Annotated in this window: 15 protein-coding genes; 2 read left to right on the forward strand and 13 right to left on the reverse strand. The window is 68.9% G+C overall.

Going from position 1 to position 13,729, the window contains the following annotated elements; genetic code table 11:
• Positions 1-104: 104 nt before the first annotated feature.
• Positions 105-1,232, forward strand: a complete 1,128-nt coding sequence (locus P1J78_RS02050; RefSeq protein ID WP_275565647.1) for an aminotransferase class V-fold PLP-dependent enzyme — start codon at positions 105-107, stop codon at positions 1,230-1,232.
• Between the two features lie 109 nt (positions 1,233-1,341).
• Here the strand turns inward: P1J78_RS02050 and P1J78_RS02055 are convergent, their stop codons facing one another.
• Both P1J78_RS02055 and P1J78_RS02060 read right to left on the reverse strand, forming a co-directional pair.
• The gene (locus tag P1J78_RS02055) at positions 1,342-2,298 is read right to left on the reverse strand and encodes a hypothetical protein (protein ID WP_275565648.1); all 957 of its coding nucleotides are present in this window, start codon (positions 2,296-2,298) and stop codon (positions 1,342-1,344) included.
• Between the two features lie 7 nt (positions 2,299-2,305).
• Positions 2,306-2,809, reverse strand: coding sequence for a DUF2244 domain-containing protein (locus P1J78_RS02060; RefSeq protein ID WP_275565649.1), 504 nt, complete (start codon positions 2,807-2,809; stop codon positions 2,306-2,308).
• A 193-nt stretch (positions 2,810-3,002) separates the two neighbouring features.
• On the opposite strand from P1J78_RS02060, the gene P1J78_RS02065 reads away from it, so the two are divergent.
• Positions 3,003-3,416: a hypothetical protein gene (locus P1J78_RS02065; protein WP_275565650.1), complete on the forward strand. Its 414-nt coding sequence runs from the start codon at positions 3,003-3,005 to the stop codon at positions 3,414-3,416.
• A 122-nt stretch (positions 3,417-3,538) separates the two neighbouring features.
• Here the strand turns inward: P1J78_RS02065 and ctaD are convergent, their stop codons facing one another.
• From ctaD to P1J78_RS02120, 11 genes are all read right to left on the reverse strand, one after another.
• Positions 3,539-5,206, reverse strand: a complete 1,668-nt coding sequence (ctaD, locus tag P1J78_RS02070) for a cytochrome c oxidase subunit I (protein WP_275565651.1) — start codon at positions 5,204-5,206, stop codon at positions 3,539-3,541.
• Between the two features lie 288 nt (positions 5,207-5,494).
• Positions 5,495-5,701, reverse strand: coding sequence for a hypothetical protein (locus P1J78_RS02075; RefSeq protein ID WP_275565652.1), 207 nt, complete (start codon positions 5,699-5,701; stop codon positions 5,495-5,497).
• A 57-nt stretch (positions 5,702-5,758) separates the two neighbouring features.
• Positions 5,759-6,220 carry a DUF3237 domain-containing protein gene (locus P1J78_RS02080; RefSeq protein WP_275565653.1) on the reverse strand — a complete coding sequence of 154 codons (462 nt, stop codon included), beginning with the start codon at positions 6,218-6,220 and terminating at the stop codon, positions 5,759-5,761.
• A 53-nt stretch (positions 6,221-6,273) separates the two neighbouring features.
• The gene (locus P1J78_RS02085) at positions 6,274-6,777 is read right to left on the reverse strand and encodes a Hint domain-containing protein (protein ID WP_275565654.1); all 504 of its coding nucleotides are present in this window, start codon (positions 6,775-6,777) and stop codon (positions 6,274-6,276) included.
• A 105-nt stretch (positions 6,778-6,882) separates the two neighbouring features.
• Complete coding sequence (locus P1J78_RS02090; protein ID WP_275565655.1) at positions 6,883-7,500, reverse strand: TetR/AcrR family transcriptional regulator; 618 nt, start codon at positions 7,498-7,500, stop codon at positions 6,883-6,885.
• Positions 7,493-8,362 carry a polyphosphate kinase 2 gene (gene ppk2 / locus P1J78_RS02095; protein WP_275565656.1) on the reverse strand — a complete coding sequence of 290 codons (870 nt, stop codon included), beginning with the start codon at positions 8,360-8,362 and terminating at the stop codon, positions 7,493-7,495. Before ppk2 ends, P1J78_RS02090 begins: the two co-directional genes overlap by 8 nt.
• A 46-nt stretch (positions 8,363-8,408) precedes the next feature.
• Positions 8,409-9,380 carry an alpha/beta fold hydrolase gene (locus tag P1J78_RS02100; RefSeq protein WP_275565657.1) on the reverse strand — a complete coding sequence of 324 codons (972 nt, stop codon included), beginning with the start codon at positions 9,378-9,380 and terminating at the stop codon, positions 8,409-8,411.
• 93 nt (positions 9,381-9,473) lie between these two features.
• A complete protein-coding gene (metA, locus tag P1J78_RS02105; RefSeq protein WP_275565658.1) occupies positions 9,474-10,403 on the reverse strand; it encodes a homoserine O-acetyltransferase MetA in 930 nt (309 codons plus the stop codon).
• 44 nt (positions 10,404-10,447) lie between these two features.
• Positions 10,448-11,308, reverse strand: a complete 861-nt coding sequence (locus tag P1J78_RS02110; RefSeq protein WP_275565659.1) for an ATPase — start codon at positions 11,306-11,308, stop codon at positions 10,448-10,450.
• A 184-nt stretch (positions 11,309-11,492) separates the two neighbouring features.
• Positions 11,493-12,404: a DMT family transporter gene (locus P1J78_RS02115; protein WP_275565660.1), complete on the reverse strand. Its 912-nt coding sequence runs from the start codon at positions 12,402-12,404 to the stop codon at positions 11,493-11,495.
• Positions 12,405-12,508: 104 nt separating this feature from the next.
• Positions 12,509-13,660: an OmpP1/FadL family transporter gene (locus tag P1J78_RS02120; RefSeq protein ID WP_275565661.1), complete on the reverse strand. Its 1,152-nt coding sequence runs from the start codon at positions 13,658-13,660 to the stop codon at positions 12,509-12,511.
• Positions 13,661-13,729 lie beyond the last annotated feature (69 nt).

Raw genomic sequence — 13,729 nt, forward strand, 5'->3', positions numbered from 1 at the left:
GGCCCTTCGCACGTATCGCTCCGCACCGCCCCCGCAACTCTGCCGCTGACATCCCTCCGCGCCCGGCCTATGAAGGCGCCGGACACGATCGGAGGACCCTGCCCATGCCCGCGCTGCTCGATACCGTCGATCCCGACGGCCACCTGGAATTCTCGGTGGTCTTCACCGACCGCTCGCTGAACCACATGTCCGCCGCCTTCTGCGAGGTGATGCGCGACATCTCGGGGATGCTGAAGGAGGTCTACAACGCCGATGCCGTCGCCGTGGTGCCAGGCGGCGGGACCTACGCGATGGAGGCCGTGGCGCGGCAGTTCGCGACCGGCAAGCGGGCGCTGGTGATCCGCAACGGCTTCTTTTCCTACCGCTGGAGCCAGATCCTGGAGATGGGGGCGATCCCGGCCGCCGAGACGGTGTTGAAGGCCCGGCGCACGGGCAACGCACCCGACGCGCCCTTCGCCCCGGCGCCGGTCGAGGAGGTGACAGCCAAGATCGCCGAGGAGAAGCCCGAGATCGTCTTCGCCCCTCATGTGGAGACGTCCTCGGGGATGATCCTGCCCGACGACTATATCCGCGCCGTGGCGCAGGCGGCGCATGACGCGGGCGGGCTGTTCGTGCTGGACTGCATCGCCTCGGGCTGCGTCTGGGCGGACATGAAGGCGCTCGGCGTCGACGTGCTGATCTCGGCGCCGCAGAAGGGCTGGTCGGCCTCGCCCTCGGCCGGGCTGGTGATGATGAACGACGACGCGGTGGCGCGGTGCAAGGCCACGGTCTCGACCTCCTTCGCCATCGACCTGGGCAAGTGGCTGTCGATCATGGAGACCTACGAGGGCGGCGGGCACGCCTATCACGCGACGATGCCGACCGATGCGCTGCGCGGCTTCCGCGACACGATGGTCGAGACGCGGGCCTACGGCTATGACCGGCTGCAGGAGGCGCAATGGGCGCAGGGCCGGCGCGTGCGCGCGGCGCTGGAGACGCGGGGGGTCCGGTCGGTCGCGGCCGAGGGGTTTCAGGCGCCCGGCGTCGTGGTGAGCTATACCGCAGACCCGGAGATCGCCACCGGCAAGGCGTTCCTGGCCGCGGGCGTGCAGGTGGCCGCGGGCGTGCCGCTGATGGTCGACGAGGGGCCGGACTACCGGGCGTTCCGGCTGGGGCTGTTCGGGCTGGACAAGCTGAAGGACGTCGACGCCTCGGTGGCGCGGCTGGAGGCGGCGCTGGACGAGGTGCTCTGACCGGCCGGCGCGCCGCACTGCTGCTTCTTCTCGTTCCAAATACGCAATCGCGCGCGCGGGGCCCGGTCCGCCGGTCTGGTTTGCTCCCCGGACATGCGACATCGAGGCTCTAGCGCGGCCCTCCCACCTGCCAGCGGTCGGCGAAATGCTTGAGCGCGATGGTGTTGTTGCGGTTGTGGCGCTCGCCGGGGACGCGGTTGACCAGCCCGAGGCGGGTCTGCTGCAGGAGCGCCGCCTGGGCGCGCGGCACGAAGGAGAGCGAGGGCGCCGGGATCACCCAGATCTCCGCGCGGCACAGCGCCGAGGAGCGGACGTCGTCGACGAAGCGCAGTTCCGGCGGCTGGCCGGTGAAGTCCGCCAGCGATTTTTCGTCGAAAAATCGGGGCCGGACGAGGTAGGACATGACGCCCTGGAAGATGTCGACCCGGCGCGGCTTGCGCAGGCGCGAGGCGCGGATCGGGGCCGGCGGCCGCATGAACAGGTTGGCGCGGATCGTGGTCATCCGGTCGACGAGGTCCGGCGGCGCGACCCAGCCGGCCATCGTCAGCGCCCGGTCGGGCTGCGCCGCCGCGGCCCGCTCGTAGCGCGCGAGCAGCCAGGGCGGGTAGATGCGGTCGTCGTCCACGACCACGAGCGGGGTGTCCGGCGGCTCGGCCTGGACCGAGGGGATCAGCTTGGTGCCCGGGCCGAGATCGTCGCAGCGGCGGATCTGCAGCGAGGCAAGCCGGTTGAGCGGCGCGGGGATCTCGTAGGCCCGGTTCTCGCGGGTGCTGTGGCGCGGCAGGTTAAGCGTGATGCGGGCCGGCGGGCGGGTCTGGTCCAGGAGGCTCTTCAGCGTCGGCTCCAGCAGGGCGATGCGGCTGGGGGTCGTCGTCAGCGTCACCACGATCTCCGAGCGCTCCGCCTTCTCCCAGCGGCGGTCGAGCGTGGCGAGATCCATGCGCGCCAGCTTCCACTCGCGCCAGAGATCGGCCGGGAGGCATTCGCCCTCGAACAGGTGGTGCAGGTAGAGCGCCAGCGCGGCGAGGGCCAGGACGGTCAGGGGCAGCAGAATCCACAGGCTCATGCGCCGCTTACTGCGACGGCTGGCCGAGCCGTGCAAGCCGGTCCTGCAGGTCGTGATACAGTGCCACCCGTTCCTCCGGCGACAGGAAGGCGCCGATCTCGACGGTGCGGCCGGCGCCCTCCAGCGTGACGTATTGCTCCACCGGCCCGCCGGTCTCGTGCAGCTTCAGCTTCACCCAATAGGGGTTGGCCTGCCAGCTCTGGGCCGGACCGCGGGGGTTGGAGCGGATCAGCTCGATCCGGTCGTCCCAGAGCGACAGGTCCTCGCGCAGGCGGGCGTCGGCGTAGCTGCGCTTCATGAAGGCCCAGGCGGCCCAGAAGGCGCCGAGGACGAAGGGCAAGAGGCCCCAGAGGATCGGCGATCCGACGACGGCCGAGAGGGGCACGAGCACCAGCAGGAAGGTGATGCCGAAGAAGGTCACGAACCCCTCGGGCGACAGCGACCGGTGCGGCCAGGCGTGCAGCTCGGCCGCCTTGCCGTCGGGGGGTGGCGTGATCCATTCGTAGGGCATCGGCCGGGATCATAAGCCTCTGCGCGACAGGGGGAAGGGGCCGGGCCGCGGCGACGGAGGGGCATGGCGCCGCAGCCCGCGCCGGCGGGCGGTGCGCAGAAAACGCTTGGGCGCGCGCCGCTGCCGGCTTTACCCTAACGTAAGGCCGGCGGAGTTGGAGAGGCCGGTCTGAAGTCGATCAGGAGTACTCGATATGCGTTTTTCCGCTGCGTCCGCCATTGCATTCTGTCTCGCCGCGCTTCCCGCCACGGCCCAGACCGCCAACCTGTTCCTCGGCAGTTGGGCCTGCCAGCATTCGATGGAGCCCTATAGCGGCAATGCCTATGACAAGCATTTCTGGGAGTACCAGATGAACGTCGCCCCGGACGGCAGCTGGCAGATGAGCGGGATGTATTACAACCCCGTCACCGGCCAGACCGCGATGCAGGGCGGCGGATCCTGGCAACCGCAGTCCGGCGCGCCGAGCGCGGATTTCCAGGGCGAGTACTGGCTCGCCAATGGCAGCGTGGCGCCCTACACGGTCGTCTACACGGCGGCCGACCAGCGGAACCTCTATCTGCAGTTCCGCGGGCACAGCCATATCCAGAACGCCACCTGCCAGCGCTGAGGCCGGGGCGGGCCGCCCGTCCGGTTCGGTCACGGTCGGGGCCGATCGTCCGGCACCCGGGGCGCCAAAGCAAAAGGCCCCGCGCATCGGCGGGGCCTTTCGTGTTCCGGGGTGGGCCGGCCTTAGTGCGCGTGGCCCTTGTCCCAGTCCTCGCGCTTCGGCAGCGTCTCGAAGGTGTGCTCCGGCGGCGGCGAGGGCAGGGTCCATTCCAGCGTGTCGGCGTGCTCGTTCCAGTAGTTGGCCTCGGTCACGCGCTTGCCGCGGGTCAGGGTGTAGAAGATGATCCCGATGAAGAACAGGAACGAGGCGAAGGACAGGAACGCGCCCAGCGACGAGATCTTGTTCCAGTAGGCGAAGGCCTCGGGATAGTCGATGTAGCGGCGCGGCATGCCCTGGCGGCCCAGGAAGTGCTGCGGGAAGAAGGTGATGTTCACCCCGATGAAGAAGGTCCAGAAGTGCAGCTTGCCGGCCCATTCCGGGTATTGCCGCCCGCTCATCTTGCCGATGTAGAAGTAGAGCCCGGCGAAGATGGCCATGACCGCACCGATCGACATCACGTAGTGGAAATGCGCCACGACGTAGTAGGTGTCGTGATAGGCGCGGTCCACGGGCGCCTGGCTCAGCACGATGCCGGTGACGCCGCCCACGGTGAACAGGAAGATGAAGCCGATGGCGAAGAGCATCGGCGTCCTGAACTCGATCGAGCCGCCCCACATCGTCGCGATCCACGAGAAGATCTTGATGCCGGTGGGCACCGCGATGACCATCGTGGCCAGCATGAAGTAGCTCTGCTGGGTCAGCGACATGCCGACGGTGTACATGTGGTGCGCCCAGACGACGAAGCCCAGCGCACCGATGGCGATCATCGCCCAGACCATCGGCAGGTAGCCGAAGACCGGCTTGCGGCTGAAGGTGGCCACGACGTGGCTGATGATGCCGAAGCCCGGCACGATCACGATGTAGACCTCGGGATGGCCGAAGAACCACAGGATGTGCTGGTAGAGCACCGGGTCGCCGCCGCCCGCGGGGTCGAAGAAGGTGGTGCCGAAGTTCCGGTCGGTCAGCAGCATGGTGATGGCGCCGGCCAGAACCGGCAGGGCCAGCAGGATCAGCCAGGCGGTGACGAAGATCGACCAAGCGAAGAGCGGCACCTTGAACAGCGTCATGCCCGGCGCGCGCATGTTCAGGAACGTCGTGATCATGTTGATCGCGCCGAGGATCGACGAGGCGCCCGACAGGTGGACCGCGAAGATCGCCAGGTCGGTGGAATAGCCGCCCTCGGTCGTCGACAACGGCGGGTACAGCACCCAGCCGATGCCCGAGCCCGACTGCCCGTTGCCGCCCGGCGAGAACACGCTGGCGATGGCCAGCGAGGTGCCGGCGACGAACAGCCAGAAGCTGAGGTTGTTCATCCGCGGGAACGCCATGTCCGGCGCGCCGATCTGCAGCGGCATGAAGTAGTTGCCGAAGCCGCCGAACAGCGCCGGGATCACCACGAAGAACATCATCAGGATGCCATGGCCGGTGATCAGCACGTTCCAGAGGTGCCCGTTCGGGGTACATTCCCCCGACGGGATGAGCCGCGCCCCCTCCTGGCACATGAACTGCACGCCCGGGTCCATCAGCTCCATCCGCATATAGACGGTGAAGAGCACCGAGACGAACCCGAACGCCGCGGATGCGACGAGGTAGAGGATGCCGATGTCCTTGTGATTGGTCGACATGAACCAGCGCACGAAGAAGCTTCGGGTGTCTTCGTGGTCGTGGCCGTGAACGGCGGCGTCGGCCATGCGTGCCTCCTGGGGTTTCCCTTGGATCGTTGTTGTCACGGCCCGAGTCGCAAAGGATCGGGCCGTTTGAATGCGTTTTTAGTCGCGGGGGGATACGGGGGCAACGCCCGATCTTTGATCTGTGTCAAACTGACCGACCCAGATTGTCGCAGTGCAGGCCTCCGGCCGTGCCGGGGCGGGCGCCCGCGCGGACAAAAAGGACCCCCGCGGCCAAAAGGCCGGGGGGTCAGGCAAGGGACAGGGACATCGGGGGCCAGGGGACGGCCCCCGGAATGGCATGTGGTGGCGTTAGCCGGCCACCGCGGCGAGGGGAATGATGAGGGCCATGCCGAACCCCACCATCGTCAGGAAAATCGTTTGCGCGGTCATCTCCGAGGTCTCTCTCAATCGGTCGCTTGAATGGGTAACGTTTTGCCCCCCGAAAAGGTTCAATGAAAATTCAGGGATTCCGGACCGGGGCACAGAAGACGGCGCCGGATCGGCGGCCGGCGGCATCCTCCCGTCCCCGCGCGGCGGGGCGCGACGGGGCAGGGCGGGGCGCAATGCCGGGGATCAGCGCATCACGAAAAGGTCGACCTCGACCGCCTGTGCGCGGCGCCGGCCGGTGCCGACGAACAGCATGTTGTTCACCCAGTGATAGCGCGGGTCGCCCGATTCCAGGCGCGCGACCGTGCGCATGTAGTAGCTGGCCGGGTCGACCTCCTCGCCCCGGGCCAGGGCGGCGATCACCTCGGGCGGGCCGTGGCGGCTGCCGATGTTGACGATCTCGATCAGCGCGCCGTCGTCGGTCTCGAAGGCGTAGCGGGTGTCGAGATGCGCGGCGCCGTCGGCCTGGATCGTCTGCCAGTCGGCGCCGAGGTTCAGGATCGTGCCGTTCAGCAGGGGGCCTGCGACCGTCCCGCCGGTGATCGGGATGATCCGGCGCTGGCCGAACCGGCCGGTGCCCATCTCGCGGATCGGGGCAAGCTCGACCGTCAGCGTGCAGGCGTGGTCCAGCGTCGGCGGCTGTGGCATGGCGTGTGTCCTCCCGGCGTCGGGGCGGATCGTCGCCCGGCCCGGCGCGGAGGTCAATGCGCGGTGACGGCGCGGCCCACCTGGAAGTACAGCCCGGCGGCCCGGATCTCTGCCGGCGCGCCCAGGCGGAAGAGCGTGTAGCACACGCTCGTCTCGGGCTGCCGGAACACGCCGGGCAGATCCAGCAGGTCGCCGGCGCGGACCGGCTGGGCGAAGCGCCCCGGGACCGGGGCGAGCCGCTGGCCGGGCGACAGCAGGATGTCGGCATCGGGCAGCCCGGGGCCCAGCGCGTGCGGCCGGATGCGGATCGGCTGTGCGTCCGGGCGGCGGGCCAGGAAGTCGTCGTCGAGCTGAAAGCGCTTCACCCAGAGGATCGGCACGAACTCTCCGTGCCGCGTGCGCACGAGGTCGCGCGCCCGCAGCGCGCCGGCATGGACCTCGGCAAAGGAGCAGGACAGCCGCGTCATCGCGGCGAAGCCCGGCAGCGTCCAGCGGACCGGAACGGCCGCGACGGGCGGTGCGTCACGGTCGCGACCGACTGGCAGCTGGGTGTTCATCCGACAATGTCCTTTTGCAGATGGAACAATCCTATCACAATTCGGTTCGAATTCTCCTTTCCGTGTCGTCAGTTCACCGGGGCGGGACCGGAAACAATCGTTGCGCTAGCTGTCGGGCGCCACCAGCCCCAGGCCGCGCAGGTAGATGCCGATGCCGGCCTCCAGCAGCTCCTCGGGCGGGAACGGCGAGCGGCTGCCGGCGGCGCCGCGGGCGAAAAGCTCCACCACGCCATGCGACATCGCCCAGATATGCGCCGAGAACATCGCGGCGGGCGGGCGTTTCTCGGGCGGGATATGCTCGGACAGCTCGGCCGCGGCGCGCTCCAGCACGGCCGAGGCGCGGCCGGCGGCATGGGCCAGCTCTGGGCTGCGGTTGACCGAGATGCCGCTTTCGAACATCGCGATGTAGTGGCCGGGATATTTCCGCGCGAAGGCGAGATAGGCCCGGCCCGTCGCCTCGAAGGAGGCCAGCGCCGAGGGCTGGCCGGTCTCGAAGGCGTATTCCATCAGGTCGGCGAAGATCTCGTAGCCCTCGCGCGCGGCCTCGGCGATCAGCTCCTCGCGGCCGTCGAAATGGCGATAGACCGCGGCGGGCGTCACGCCGGCCTGTTTCGCGGCCTCGGACAGGGTGAAGCCCGACGGCCCCTTGTCCGAGATCAGCGTCAGCGCCGCCTCGATCAGCGCGCGCTTGAGGTTGCCGTGATGGTAGCCGCGCTTAGCCATGCCAGATGTCGGGGCCTCCGCAGATCTTCGGGTCGGGCCGGCAGGCGACCTCGGGCGTCTTCGCGTCGTAGTCGATGTCGCAGAGCACCCGGCGGATCGCGGCGATCCGGGCGCGGCGCTTGTCGTCGGACCGGATCACCGTCCAGGGCGCGGCGGCCGTATGCGACCGCTCGAACGTCTCGGCGATGGCGCGGGTGTAGTCGTCCCACTTCTTCAGGCCCTCGACGTCGATGCGGGAGAGTTTCCATTGCTTCAGCGGGTTCGCCTCGCGCTTGAGGAAGCGGCGCAGCTGCTCCGCCCGTCCGACATTGAGCCACAGCTTCACCAGGTGAATGCCCTCGTTGACCAGCATGTCCTCGAATTCCGGCAGCTGGTGAAAGAACCTCTGGCGCTGGTCGTCGGTGCAGAAGCCGAAGACCTTCTCGACCACGCCGCGATTGTACCAGGAGCGGTCGAAGAACACGATCTCGCCCTCGGTCGGCAGGTGGTCGACATAGCGCTGGAAGTACCATTGCCCGGCCTCGCGGTCGGACGGCTTCGACAGCGCGACGACGCGCGCCACGCGGGGGTTCAGGTTCATCCGGAAGCGCTTGATCGTGCCCCCCTTGCCGGCGGCGTCGCGTCCCTCGAACACCACCACGACGCGCTTGCCGGTGGCCTTCACGTCGGCCTGCAGCTTGACCAGTTCGAGCTGCAGCGCGTCGAGCGCGTCCTCGTAGTCGTCCTTGTCCATCCGGTCGTCATAGGGATAGCCGGGCTCCAGCACCGTCTTGCCCTCGTGGTCGAGGATCTCGTCGCGCACCGCCTTCGGCGCCTCGGTCTCGAAATAGTCGCTGATCGCGCCGTCGAAGGGCAGGGGCATGTCAACCTCTTTCACATCTGCCGGAGCAGTATGGCGAAAGCGGGGGTCAACGCAATCCGGCGCGGCGGGCGAGCCGGTCGAGCACCGCGATCACGGCCTCCTGGGCGACGTGGTGCGGCATGTGGCCGATGCCGCGCAGGGGCGTGAGGCGGGCGTTCGGCAGCTGTTCGGCCAGCGGGCGGGCATGGATGTCGAAGCCGACGATCCGGTCGGCGGTGCCGTGGACGATCTCCACCGGTACGGTGATCTCGCCATAGCGCTGCGACATCCGCCGCAGGTGGTCCTTCAGCGCGCTGACCTGCCGGGCGTTGGCGCGCAGGGTCTCGCGGCGCATGGCGAGCCCCACGCCGATATACTCCTCGTAGCCCTCGGGCGGCGCCTGCGGCGCGAAGACGGCGGCCAGCGACAGGGTGGCGCGGTCCTTCGGCGCGATGGCGGTGACCAGCGGCGCGACGGTGGCGCCGCCCAGGGCCGAGGAGAGGATCGGGTATTGCGGCGCCAGCTGGCCGGGCCAGGGCTGCGTCGCGCCGGAGACGATGACGAGCCCGGCGGTGGGACGCTCCAGCGCCCAGGCCAGCGCCACGGCACCGCCATAGGACTGGCCCAGCACGATGGGCCTGCTCGCCCCCAGCTTCGCCGCGGCCGCGGCCAGAAGCCGGGCCTGTTCGGCCGGGCTCTCGCCGCGGGTGTTGGTGGCGCCGCCGTAGCGGTCGGAGACCCGGTCGGTATAGCCCAGGCCCGGCCGGTCGAAGGCCAGCACGCGGTAGCGGTCCTTCACGGCATCGACGAAGCGGAAGGTGAAATCGCGCGCATTGCCCGAGGCGCCGTGGATCAGCACCAGATCGGGGCCGCGCCCCTCGACCACGACATGGACGCGCCGCCCGTCCACCTCGACGAACCGCCCCTGCGGCGGATAGGCCCGCTCCGCCGCCGCCTCGTTGCGGTCGGCCGCGCGGTCCACCGCCGCGCCGCAACCCGCCAGCACGAGGGCGGAGAGGACGAGAACGCTAGCGGTCAAGCGTGTAAGAGGCATGGCGCACGGGTCGGAGGCTCCTGTCGGTCCCGGCGAGACATAGCGGCGCCGCCGGGCTTGGCCACTCCGGCGGGCCGCCTAGCCGTCGCCGACCGCCCCGATCTCCGACTGGTCGAACGGCGTGGTCTGGTAGATCTCGTTGATCCAGTTGCCGTAGAGCAGATGCGCATGGCTGCGCCAGCGGTTGGTGGGGGTCTTTCGCGGGTCGTCGTCGGGATAGTAGTTGACCGGCACGGTGATCTCGCCGCCGGCGGCGACGTCGCGGTCGTACTCCTCCTTCAGCGTCCCGCTGTCGTATTCCAGATGGTTGAAGATGTAGAGCGCCCGGTGCCGCGGATCCTGCACCAGGCAGGGGCCGGCCTCGTCGGAGGCGAGAAGCGTGATCAGTTCGGGATGCGCGTCGATCTCGTCCTGCCGGATCTCGGTCCAGCGGCTGACCGGCACCAGGAACATGTCGGAAAAGCCGCGCAGATAGGGCGAGGCGGGCGTCATGTTGCGGTGCAGGAAACAGCCGAACGCCTTGGCGTCCAGCAGGTGCTTCTCGACCCCCCAGAAATGCCAGAGCATCGCCATCCCGCCCCAGCAGACGCCGAAGGTGGAATGCACGTTGGTCTGGGTCCAGTCCATCACCTCGCGCAGCTCGTTCCAGTAGGTGACCTCGTCATAGGGCAGATGCTCGATCGGCGCGCCGGTGATGATCAGCCCGTCGAACTTCTCGTCGCGGATCTCCTCGAACGGGCGATAGAAGGTCTCCATGTGCTCGGCGGCGGTGTTGCGCGTCTGGTGCTCGGTCATCCGGATCAGGTGCAGGTCGATCTGCAAGGGCGTGGCGCCGACCAGCCGGGCGAACTGGATCTCGGTCTGGATCTTCTTGGGCATCAGGTTCAGAAGCCCGATCTTCATCGGCCGGATGTCCTGCTTGGCCGCGCGGATGTCCGACATCACCATCACGCCTTCGCGGTTCAGAACCTCGTAGGCGGGAAGGTCGGACGGCAGCGTGATCGGCATGGGTAAGGACTCCTGACATGAGTGCCTGTCAGATACGCCCTTTGTCACCGCCTCTCAAGGGCACGCGCGATCAGCGCGTCGAAGTCGGCAGCCTCCTCGACGGCGGCGACCTCCTCGGCCGACACCGTGATCCCCCAATTCTCGGCCATCGCCCGATAGCGCGGCTGCCGGTGCGCCAGCGCCCGCGCATAGGTCCAGCGGATGAAGGCGTCGGGGTCGACCTTCTCCTCCGGCAGGACGGTCTCGGCGAGATAGTCGGACCAGGCGCGCAGCAGGAATTCGGGGTTGTAATACATCGGCTTGGGATGCCGGTCGAAGCGGCGCACCAGCTCTTCGGTATGCGCCTCGGAGCCTTCGATCCAGACCATCAGCGTATGCGCCGACAGCGTCGTCAGCACCGGGTCGTGCGGGTCGGCGGGATCGACGACCTCGCAGATCGAGCCGCCGGAATCGCAGACGAAGTTGGTATAGCCGTAGATGTCCAGCGCCCGCTCGATGAAATGCGGCGTGTCCAGCAGCGCGCTGATCTCGGCCACGCGGTGCTGTTCCTGCCGCTCCACGTAGTCGCCGAAGGGCAGGCCGCCCTTCTCCGGATCGCCCGGCTTGCCGAGATAGGCCGACAGCGGCGTGAGATTGTGGAAGGTGATGTTCGAGCCGATATAGATCGAGTCGGTCATCAGCAGCTCGCGCAGGAGCGGCACGCGCATCGCCTCGCGCTTGAAGTTGTCGACGATGTGCTCGCCCATGTAGCGGGTGCCGATGCGGTAGTCGATCGAGTAGTGATACCATTGCAGCGTCTCGCGCAGGAGGCTCGACACATGGGTCTTGCCCAGCCCCGACATGCCGAAGAGCAGCACGCGCTTGCGCTCGGCCTGCAGCCAGTCCTGCGCCGTCTCGTAGATCATCGCCGCCCCCCTCCGTTCCGCGAATCGTCCCCTAGCGCGACTCGAACGGGAAAATCCAGCAGCCTCTTCTTCTCGTTGAAAAATACGCATCCGCGCCGGGTCTCACGGGGCGCAGGCGCTGGGGACGGGGAAAGACGCGACCCACAGGCCCCACCCAACGCGAAAAAGCGCGCGCCGCAGGCGCTCAATTCGGAAGCGGCCGCCTGCGCAAGAGCCGCCCGTCGAGGATCAAGAGCCCCGCCGCCAGCACGCCGAAGCCGATGAGCGCCCGCGGCGCCAGCGCCTCGCCAAGGACCAGCGCGCCCAGCGCGATGGCCACCGGCGGGATCAGGAGCGTGGTCAGCAGGAGGTTGCCGCTGCCGGCCATCGCCAGCACCCGGAAGTAGAGCAGGTAGGCCAGCGCCGTGCCGGGGCCCGCGGCATAGGCGATGGCGCCCCAGCCGGTGAGCGACAGGTCGAAGCGCGGCGGCCCGTCGATCCAGAGCGCGGCGGGCACCGCCACCAGCGCTGCGCCGGTCACCATGCCCGCCGCGGCGACCTGCGGCGCAAGACCGGCCAGCGCGATGCGCCCCCAGGCGCCGGCCAGCGCGTAACAGAACGCGCCGCCCAGCACCGCGAGCTGCGCCAGCGAGCGCAGGTCGAGCTGCACCAGGTTCTCCGGCCCGATGGCCAGCACCACGCCGCCGAAGCCCAGCGCCACGCCCAGCGCCCGGCGCGGGGTGAGGCGTTCGTCGCGGAACAGGACCGCGGCGACCACCACGCCGAAGATCGCCGTGGCGGCGTTGAGGATCGAGGTCAGCCCGCTCTCGATATGCAGCTGGCCCCAGGCGATCAGCGCATAGGGCAGGGCGTTGTTCAGAAGCCCCATGATGAGGAACGCGCCCCAGAGGCGCGGATCGCGCGGAACCGGCAGGCGCATCGCCGCCACCGCGCCCCACAGGATCAGCGCGCCCCAGGTCACGCGATGCGCCACCACGGTGGCCACGCCGGTCTCGGCCAGCGCCAGCCGCACCGCCAGGAAGATGCCGCCCCAGATCGCGGCGAGCAGCGCCAGTTCGGCCCAGGCGCGGGGGGAGAGGCTGCGTTGCATGGTCATGGCGCCGGTCTAGCCGCCGCCGGCGGGCCGCGGCGACCCGGAAGATGCGCCAAGAAAAAGGCCCCGCGCGGCGGCGGGGCCGGGGTGGTCGCGTGAACGCCGGTTCAGAAGTTGAAGCCCAGCCGCATCCCGAAGGCCAGGGCGGTGTTGCCGTCGAACTGGGCCGCGGGATTGACCTGGTCGAGCGTCGTGGTGCCGTCGCCCAGCCAGATATGCTGCATCCCGGCCTCGATCTTGAAGGTGTCCTGCGTGTAGGTCACGCCGAGCCCGACCGAGCTGCGCCCGTCGACCGGGCGAAGGTTGGACTGGAAGCCGCCGGTCTGGGGCTCGTGGACCGCGGTCAGCGAGAGCGCCCAGTTCTCGGTCAGCTGCCGCCCGACGCCGAGCGTATAGGTGAAGGTGTCGTCGTCGAAGGCCACCAGCGACTGGCCGGTCAGGGCCGCGTAATGCGCCGGGGTGATGTCGAAATCGCTCCAGTTCACCCAGCGGACGCCGCCGAAGACCAGCGTGCCGGGCGCGACGGCGGTCTGGAGGTCGAGGTTCACCGCCTGCGGCGTCTCGACGGTCATGATCGAACTGGTGCCGCCCGGCGCCAGGGTCGAGGTCTCGACCGTCGGCGTGTCGTGGGTGACCTTCGAGAAATACGTCAGCGCCACGCGCAGCGCCATCTCGGGCCGCTCATAGGCGACGCCGGCGAGATAGCCGAAGCCGCTGTCGGGGCTGCTGGTGCCGGTCCAGTTGGCGACGAACGGCACGACCGCGCTGGAGGAATAGGTCTGGTGGCGCAGGCCGGCATGGGCGCTGAAGCCGTTGCCGAACTTGTAGCGCCCCACGGTCGTAAGGGCGTTCGTCGTCAGGTTCGCCTGCGCGCCCGCAGCGTAATAGCCGGTGCCCGTCGGATAGGCGATGGCGGCGCCGAAGGGCTGGTCGTGGATCAGCGCCACGTCGATTGTCTCGCTCACCGCGAATTTCAGCGTGACGCCCGCGGTCCCGAAGCTGCGCGCCTGGTCGCCGGAGCCGGGGCCGCCCCCGACCTGGGTGCCGGTCACCGTCGGGTTCACGCTGGCGAAGCGGAACTCGACATAGTTGCCGGGCGTGAAGATGGCCCCCAGCGGCTGGCCGGAGCGATCGACCCCGCCGGCGCTGGCGGCCGCGGCGGTGACGCAAGACAGCGCGCCGGCGATGGCCAGTGATTTCATGTCCTCTCCCTCGAACTTCATGCCGTTCGTCTGCGCGGAGGGTATTTTTCGCGCCATGGTTGCGTCAAACCGTGACGCGGGGGCACGGCGGTCATCGCGGCGGCACTGTTACTTTCCCGTCACCCT

This window comes from Psychromarinibacter sediminicola, from assembly GCF_029168335.1.
GTDB lineage: Bacteria > Pseudomonadota > Alphaproteobacteria > Rhodobacterales > Rhodobacteraceae > Psychromarinibacter > Psychromarinibacter sediminicola.

Bases quoted from the DNA above. Each gene is read 5' to 3' on its own strand.
- ppk2 (WP_275565656.1), bottom strand. From the start codon at position 8,362: ATGCCCCTGCCCTTCGACGGCGCGATCAGCGACTATTTCGAGACCGAG.
- P1J78_RS02120 (WP_275565661.1), bottom strand. From the start codon at position 13,660: ATGGCGCGAAAAATACCCTCCGCGCAGACGAACGGCATGAAGTTCGAG.
- P1J78_RS02065 (WP_275565650.1), top strand. From the start codon at position 3,003: ATGCGTTTTTCCGCTGCGTCCGCCATTGCATTCTGTCTCGCCGCGCTT.
- P1J78_RS02090 (WP_275565655.1), bottom strand. From the start codon at position 7,500: ATGGCTAAGCGCGGCTACCATCACGGCAACCTCAAGCGCGCGCTGATC.
- P1J78_RS02055 (WP_275565648.1), bottom strand. From the start codon at position 2,298: ATGAGCCTGTGGATTCTGCTGCCCCTGACCGTCCTGGCCCTCGCCGCG.
- P1J78_RS02060 (WP_275565649.1), bottom strand. From the start codon at position 2,809: ATGCCCTACGAATGGATCACGCCACCCCCCGACGGCAAGGCGGCCGAG.
- P1J78_RS02075 (WP_275565652.1), bottom strand. From the start codon at position 5,701: ATGCCGCCGGCCGCCGATCCGGCGCCGTCTTCTGTGCCCCGGTCCGGA.
- P1J78_RS02085 (WP_275565654.1), bottom strand. From the start codon at position 6,777: ATGAACACCCAGCTGCCAGTCGGTCGCGACCGTGACGCACCGCCCGTC.
- metA (WP_275565658.1), bottom strand. From the start codon at position 10,403: ATGCCGATCACGCTGCCGTCCGACCTTCCCGCCTACGAGGTTCTGAAC.
- P1J78_RS02115 (WP_275565660.1), bottom strand. From the start codon at position 12,404: ATGACCATGCAACGCAGCCTCTCCCCCCGCGCCTGGGCCGAACTGGCG.
- P1J78_RS02110 (WP_275565659.1), bottom strand. From the start codon at position 11,308: ATGATCTACGAGACGGCGCAGGACTGGCTGCAGGCCGAGCGCAAGCGC.
- P1J78_RS02080 (WP_275565653.1), bottom strand. From the start codon at position 6,220: ATGCCACAGCCGCCGACGCTGGACCACGCCTGCACGCTGACGGTCGAG.
- P1J78_RS02050 (WP_275565647.1), top strand. From the start codon at position 105: ATGCCCGCGCTGCTCGATACCGTCGATCCCGACGGCCACCTGGAATTC.
- ctaD (WP_275565651.1), bottom strand. From the start codon at position 5,206: ATGGCCGACGCCGCCGTTCACGGCCACGACCACGAAGACACCCGAAGC.